Source organism: Burkholderia sp. 22088 (assembly GCF_052045915.1).
In the GTDB taxonomy this organism is placed as follows: domain Bacteria; phylum Pseudomonadota; class Gammaproteobacteria; order Burkholderiales; family Burkholderiaceae; genus Burkholderia; species Burkholderia cepacia.
Map to the genome: position 1 here is coordinate 270,088 of NZ_JBQEPY010000011.1, position 6,481 is coordinate 276,568.

General features: G+C 68.5%; 4 protein-coding genes. 2 read left to right on the top strand and 2 right to left on the bottom strand.

Going from position 1 to position 6,481, the window contains the following annotated elements; all coding sequences use genetic code 11:
* Positions 1-2,340 carry an Orn/Lys/Arg decarboxylase N-terminal domain-containing protein gene (locus tag ACTJLD_RS22710; protein ID WP_060086242.1) on the top strand — a complete coding sequence of 780 codons (2,340 nt, stop codon included), beginning with the start codon at positions 1-3 and terminating at the stop codon, positions 2,338-2,340.
* A gap of 199 nt (positions 2,341-2,539) precedes the next feature.
* Here the strand turns inward: ACTJLD_RS22710 and ACTJLD_RS22715 are convergent, their stop codons facing one another.
* A complete protein-coding gene (locus ACTJLD_RS22715) occupies positions 2,540-4,966 on the bottom strand; it encodes a DKNYY domain-containing protein (protein WP_440659726.1) in 2,427 nt (808 codons plus the stop codon).
* 88 nt (positions 4,967-5,054) lie between these two features.
* A complete protein-coding gene (gene ftrA / locus ACTJLD_RS22720; protein WP_027789579.1) occupies positions 5,055-6,029 on the bottom strand; it encodes a transcriptional regulator FtrA in 975 nt (324 codons plus the stop codon).
* A 111-nt stretch (positions 6,030-6,140) separates the two neighbouring features.
* On the opposite strand from ftrA, the gene ACTJLD_RS22725 reads away from it, so the two are divergent.
* On the top strand, positions 6,141-6,481 hold a 341-nt coding region (locus tag ACTJLD_RS22725), incomplete at its 3' end, for a rhodanese-like domain-containing protein (RefSeq protein ID WP_440659727.1).

Below are 6,481 nucleotides of genomic sequence, written 5' to 3' on the forward strand. Positions count from 1 at the left end.
ATGACCGCTTCCTTGACCCAACCGGCCTTCCGCCGCCTCGGCATGAAGGCGCTGCTCGTGCAGCACGACATCGACGAACGCACGGCCACCGGGCGCGCCGCGACGGCGCTCGCCGAGGAGCTGCGCACCCGGCTCGTCGACGTCGTGATCGCGACGTCCGCCGACGATGCCTGCGCGGTCGTCGCCGCCGATCCGGCGATCCAGTGCCTGCTGCTCAACTGGGAACTCGGCAACGACGCCGGCCACGCGCCCGCGCAGGCCGTGCTCGACGCGATGCGCGCGCGCAATGCAACCGTGCCCGTGTTCCTGCTCGCGAGCCGTGCCAGCGCATCCGCGATTCCCGTCGACGCGATGCGCAAGGCCGACGACTTCATCTGGATGCTGGAGGACACCACCGCGTTCATCGGCGGGCGGATCGTCGCCGCGATCGAACGCTACCGCGAGACCGTGCTGCCGCCGATGTTCCGCGCGCTCGCGAAATTCTCGCGCGTGTACGAATACTCGTGGCACACACCCGGTCACACCGGCGGCACCGCGTTCCTGAAATCGCCGGTCGGCCGCGCGTACTTCGAATTCTTCGGCGAGGCGCTGTTCCGCTCGGACCTGTCGATCTCGGTCGGCGAACTCGGCTCGCTGCTCGACCACTCCGGCCCGATCGGCGAAAGCGAACGCTACGCGGCGCGCGTGTTCGGCGCGCACCGCACGTATCACGTGACGAACGGCTCGTCGATGTCGAACCGCGTGATCCTGATGGCGAGCGTCACGCGCAACCAGGTCGCGCTGTGCGACCGCAACTGCCACAAGTCGGCCGAGCACGCGATGACGATGTCCGGCGCGATTCCGACCTACCTGATTCCGTCGCGCAACCACTACGGGATCATCGGGCCGATCATGCCGGAACGGCTGACGGCCGCCGCCGTGCGGCTCGCGATCGACGCGAACCCGCTCGTGCGCGGCCGCGACGGCATCGACCCGACGCCCGTGCATGCGCTGATCACGAACTCGACGTACGACGGCCTCTGCTACAACGTCGCGCGCGTCGAGGAACTGCTCGGGCAGAGCGTCGACCGATTGCACTTCGACGAGGCGTGGTACGGCTACGCGCGCTTCAACCCGATCTACCGCGACCGTCACGCGATGCACGGCGATCCGTCGCAGCACGACGCGAGCAAGCCGACGGTGTTCGCGACGCAATCGACGCACAAGCTGCTCGCCGCGCTGTCGCAGGCGTCGTTCATCCACGTCCGCGACGGCCGCAACCCGATCGAGCATGCGCGCTTCAACGAGGCGTACATGATGCATGCGTCGACGTCGCCGAACTACGCGATCATCGCGTCGAACGACGTGAGCGCCGCGATGATGGACGGCCCCGGCGGCGAGGCGCTGACGACCGACGCGATCCGCGAGGCCGTCGCGTTCCGCCAGATGCTTGCGCGCCTGCATGCGGAATGCGCGGAAAACAACGACTGGTTCTTCAACGGCTGGCAGCCCGACAACGTCGTCGATCGCAAGACGGGCCGCCGCGTGCGCTTCCACGAAGCGGACGAGACGCTGCTCGCCACCGACCCGTCGTGCTGGGTACTGCATCCGGGCGACACGTGGCACGGCTTCGGCGAAATCGAGGACGACTACTGCATGCTCGACCCGATCAAGGTGTCGATCGTCACGCCGGGCGTCGCATCGCACGGCGGGCTGATGCCGGTCGGCATTCCGGCATCGGTCGTCACCGCGTATCTCGACCGGCACGGGATCGTCGTCGAGAAGACGACCGACTTCACGATCCTGTTCCTGTTCTCGCTCGGCGTGACGAAGGGCAAGTGGGGCACGCTCGTCAACACGCTGCTCGACTTCAAGCGCGACTACGATGCGAACGTGTCGCTAGAACAGGCGTTGCCCGAACTCGTCGCGCGCTATCCGGAACGCTACGGCAAGCTCGGCCTGCGCGACCTGTGCGACCTGATGTTCAGCGCGATGAGCGACCTGAAGACGACCGAGATGATGTCGCGCGGCTTCTCGACGCTGCCGAAGCCCGATTACAGCCCGGCCGAGGCGTTCGAGCATCTCGTGCACAACGACATCGAGATGCTGGAGCTGTCGGAGATGGAAGGCCGCACCGTCGCGACGGGCGTCGTGCCCTATCCGCCCGGCATTCCGCTGCTGATGCCCGGCGAGAACGCGGGGCCGGCCGACGGCCCGCTGCTCGGCTACCTCAAGGCGCTCGAGCAGTACGACCTGCGCTTCCCGGGCTTCACGCACGACACGCACGGTGTCGAAGTCGAGGACGGCGTGTACCGGATCGCGTGCATCAAGCAGAAGGCGCGCGACACCATTCCGCGGTAAGCCTGCACCGGCCGCGATGGCACGCGGCCGTTCAGTACACGCGGCCGGTTGCTCCGGTCACCGGCCGCCTGCGCTGCACCGTCGTCGTCGGGTTGGAGGATGCATGCGCCGTATCGCGGCGCGATCGCGTCGGCCGCTCGCATCGGCTTCGGAATCGCCCGGCGTTCTTCCCGCGACCGGCCGCAGCGTCGCGACGGTGTCAGCCCGCGTCCGGCTCGGGCACGCGTGCGGCGGCCTCGATGCGAAACAGCAGCCGGTTGTCGAGCACATCCCAGATGTCGACCTCGCCCTGCCCGCCCATCGGCAGGCCGACGAACACGGGGCGCCCGCCGATCCAGCCGGCCTGGCTCTTGAACCACTTGCGCTCGCACCAGCCGCCACGATGCAACGCGAGGCGCTTGCCGCTGTCGACGTCGAACTCGCGCAACACGAATTTCGCGTCGCGCGCCAGCACGCGCGTGCCGTCGTCCGAAAACGCGCATGGAAAACCGTTGTCCGCGCCGGGTATGTCGCAATCGGTCGCGCCGTCCGTGCGCACCGTCAGTGCCGCGTCCCGCGCGAATGCACGGCGATGCCGGCTGGCGCTCACCGCGAACGGAGCGTCCTGGAAACGCTGGTCGGCCAGATCGTAATCGAGCACGTCGAGCGTGCCGTCGCCGGCGAGCGGCACGCGATAGAGCCGGTTGCGGATGCGCACCCACGCTTCGCGCGCGTCGGGCGACAGATGAACCCGTTCCGGATCGTCATAACGGCTGTCCGCCCGCCAGCACGCGTCCGCTGCACCGCTCGCGGCATCGACCCGGTAAAGTGTCGTGTTGTCCCAGTACGCGACAATCAGCGTCGACAACGACGCATCGGCCGACGCGCTCACCGGCACGTTGCGCAGTCGGTCCATGGCCGTCGCCTCCGTCTCGTCGGGCACGAACGGACGAGGCAGCGCAAACGACGCGACCACTTGCCGCTGCGCCAGATCCCAGATGTCGCAGAATCCGTCGCCGGCCACGACGAGTCGCGGTTCGCCCGTCTCGTCGCGCGCCCATTCGATCACGCACGCCCGGCGGGCGGCGTCCGGCCCGGCGGGCGACGCGTGCCGGAACCCGTTCGCCGACACCGATTCGGGCGCCGGTCCGGCATCGGCCCGTGCTCCCGCTTCGGGCGCCACGTAGTCCGGCGGCACGTAGTCGGGCATCGGTGACCTGTCACGCGCGCGCCACGCAGCCAGCCATGCCTGATACACGTAGCGACGACTGCCGTCCGTGCCGATATCGGGTTGCTCCAGATGAAAGGCGGCCGGATCGACGCCGGGCAGCGGCACGAGTTCGGCGCCGTTGCAATAGACGTAGGCCCGCGCGCGGTCCCGTGCGAAATACTCGGACAGGAACGTGAGCGTCGCTCCGTCGACGCCGCGCCGATACGGCTGGTTGTAGTGCAGCAATCGCCCCTGCCCGTCGCGCAGAAAGCCGTGACCGACCGGTTCGGCCGTCGGGGCATCGAACCTGGCCTTCACTTCCTTGCCGAAATAGAACAGCCGGTCTCCCTCCCGCAGATGGTCGTCGCCGACGACTTCGATTCGTGCGGGATCGATGCCGCGCTTGCGTACCAGCATGCACAGCACGCCATTGCGATCCTTCGCATAGGTATCGTTCAGGATCTCGAACGTCTTGCCGTCGACCTTCGCGGCCTCCGCATGGCCGCGCCATTGCTGCCGATAGCAATGATCGCCGGCCTGATACCACGGCCCGCCAAGATGCCGCCACTGCGCAGGATCGCCCGGAAGCGGCCCTCCGCGAAGAAAGCCCTTGTGGTACGCCGAATACGAATAGAGCCGCGAGCGGTCCGCGATGAATGAATCGCCGAGCCATCGGACCGTCCCCGCGTCCGGTTCGAGCAGCGGCAGGTCGTGCAGGTACACCTGATCGCCGACCACCCGGTATCCGCCGCCGAGTTCCCGCGTCGATACGTCCGCCACGGCCTGCCCGATCAGCGCATGCCACCAGTACCCCTGCAATTCGGGACGCGCGGCGAAGAACGGCGACCAGTTGCGTTCCCATTGCTCGCGCGGGCCGGGATCATCCGCATGGCCGTAACGGTAGGGACGCGCGCGGTCGGTCGCCTGATCCTGCGCCACTTCATCCGCGCTGACAAAGCTCGCCGCATCGGCGCCTTCCAGTGCCCGCCCGCCGTACCAGACGCGCTGTGCGTCGACCAGATACGCGCCGACCCAACGCAGCGTCGCGGGATCCGCGCCGCGCATGCGCTTGCCGTAGTGATACAGGTAACGGTCGTCATGTCCCCATGATTCGCTCAGCAGCCGAAAGCGCGCAGGCGACGCGCCGGCAAGTTTCCGGTTCTGAAAATAGACATGGTTCGCGTCGACGGCATGCGACTCGTCCAGCAGGCGAAACGTCGCGGCGTCGACGTCGAGCACGGTGAAGCGCAACCACGTGAAAGTGCACGCATAGGCACGCACGCCGTCCGTCGCCAGATACCGGGACAACGGCCGGAAGCTGTCGATCGCGATGCCTTCGATGAGGTTGCCGGCGCGGTCCCGCAGCGGGCCATCGTGGCAATAGACGTGCGCGTCGTCGCGCATGAAGCCGAATCCGAGGTTCTCTCTGAGTGTCATGTTGTTGGTTTGTTGCGCTTTCGTCCGGAATGCCCCGGTCAGGCGGTGCGCCGCCGGGTACGAAAGCCACCGCGCAACAGCGCGGCGCTCAAGCGTCCTGCGATCTTACGCCGCGATCCATCCCGCGCCGGTACGCGGCCGGGCTCGTCGCCGCGACGCGCCGGAAATGCCGCCGCAGCGACTCCTCTGAACCGAACCCCGCACGCGCCGCCACCTGCGCGAGCGACAGCGCGGGATGCGCTTCGAGCATGTCCTTCGCCACGTTCACGCGTTCGCGGATCAGCCATGCGAGCGGCGACATCCCCGTCGCGTCCGCGAACTGCCGCTGCAGCGTGCGCGTGCTCATCGCGGCCTGCGCGGCGAGCGACGCGAGCGTGTGCGGCTCGGCCGCGTGCGCGCGCATCCAGTCGATCAGCTTCGCGAGCCGGTCGGTGCCACCCGGCGCGACCGGGCGCGGCACGAACTGCGCCTGGCCGCCGTCGCGATGCGGCGGCAGCACGAGGCGCTGCGCGACCCGGTTCGCGATCGCGCCGCCGTGATCGCGGCGCACGAGATGCAGCAGCATGTCGAGCCCCGCCGCCGATCCGGCCGACGTGACGACCTGCCCTTCGTCGACGTAAAGCGCATCGGGATTCACGCGCAGCGCGGGATAACGCGCCTGCAGCTTCTCCGCATAGCGCCAGTGGGTCGTCACCGTGAGGCCGTCGAGCACGCCGGCCGCGGCCAGCACGAACACGCCCGAGCAGATCGAGCAAAGCCGCGCGCCACGGCGATGCGCGGCCCGCAGCTTTTTCAGCAACGGCTCCGGCGGCGGTTCGTCCGGATCGCGCCAGCCGGGAATCACGATGGTATCGGCGCGATCGAGCATCGCGAGCCGATACGGCGCGGCGACCGTGATGCCGCCCGCCGCGCGCACGGGCCCCGGCTCGCTCGCGCAGACCGCGAAGCGATACCAGTCGACCCCGAGCTCGGGGCGTTCGAGCGCGAACAGTTCGACCACGCAGCCGAATTCGAAGGTGCAGAGGCGATCGTAGGCGAGCGCGACGACGAGATGATTGTGCATAGCGCGATGTTACCGGAACTTGTCGATCGCGCCACTGCCGCGACGGTCGCCGAACCGCGATACTGCCCTTCATTCCACCGCGTTCCGCTCAACCGTCAGGAGAACTCGACCATGTCCTACGTCACCGACGTCCCCGCTGCCGACAGCCCCGCCGCCCTCGCGCATTTCGAGGCGTCGCTGCGCTTCGAGACCGATTGCTGGGACGTGCACGACGCGCTCGCATCGGGTACGCCCGATTTCGTGCTGCTCGACGTGCGCGGCCCCGACCAGTTCGCCGCCGGCCACGTGCCCGGCGCGCGCAACCTGCCGCACCGCAAGATCATCGAGAGCAAGCTCGCCGGCTATCCGGCCGGCACGCTGTTCGTCGTCTACTGCGCGGGCCCGCACTGCAACGGCGCCGCCCACCCGGGCAGCGTCGTCGACCGAACGCGCGCTGTCGTTCGCGTTGCGCG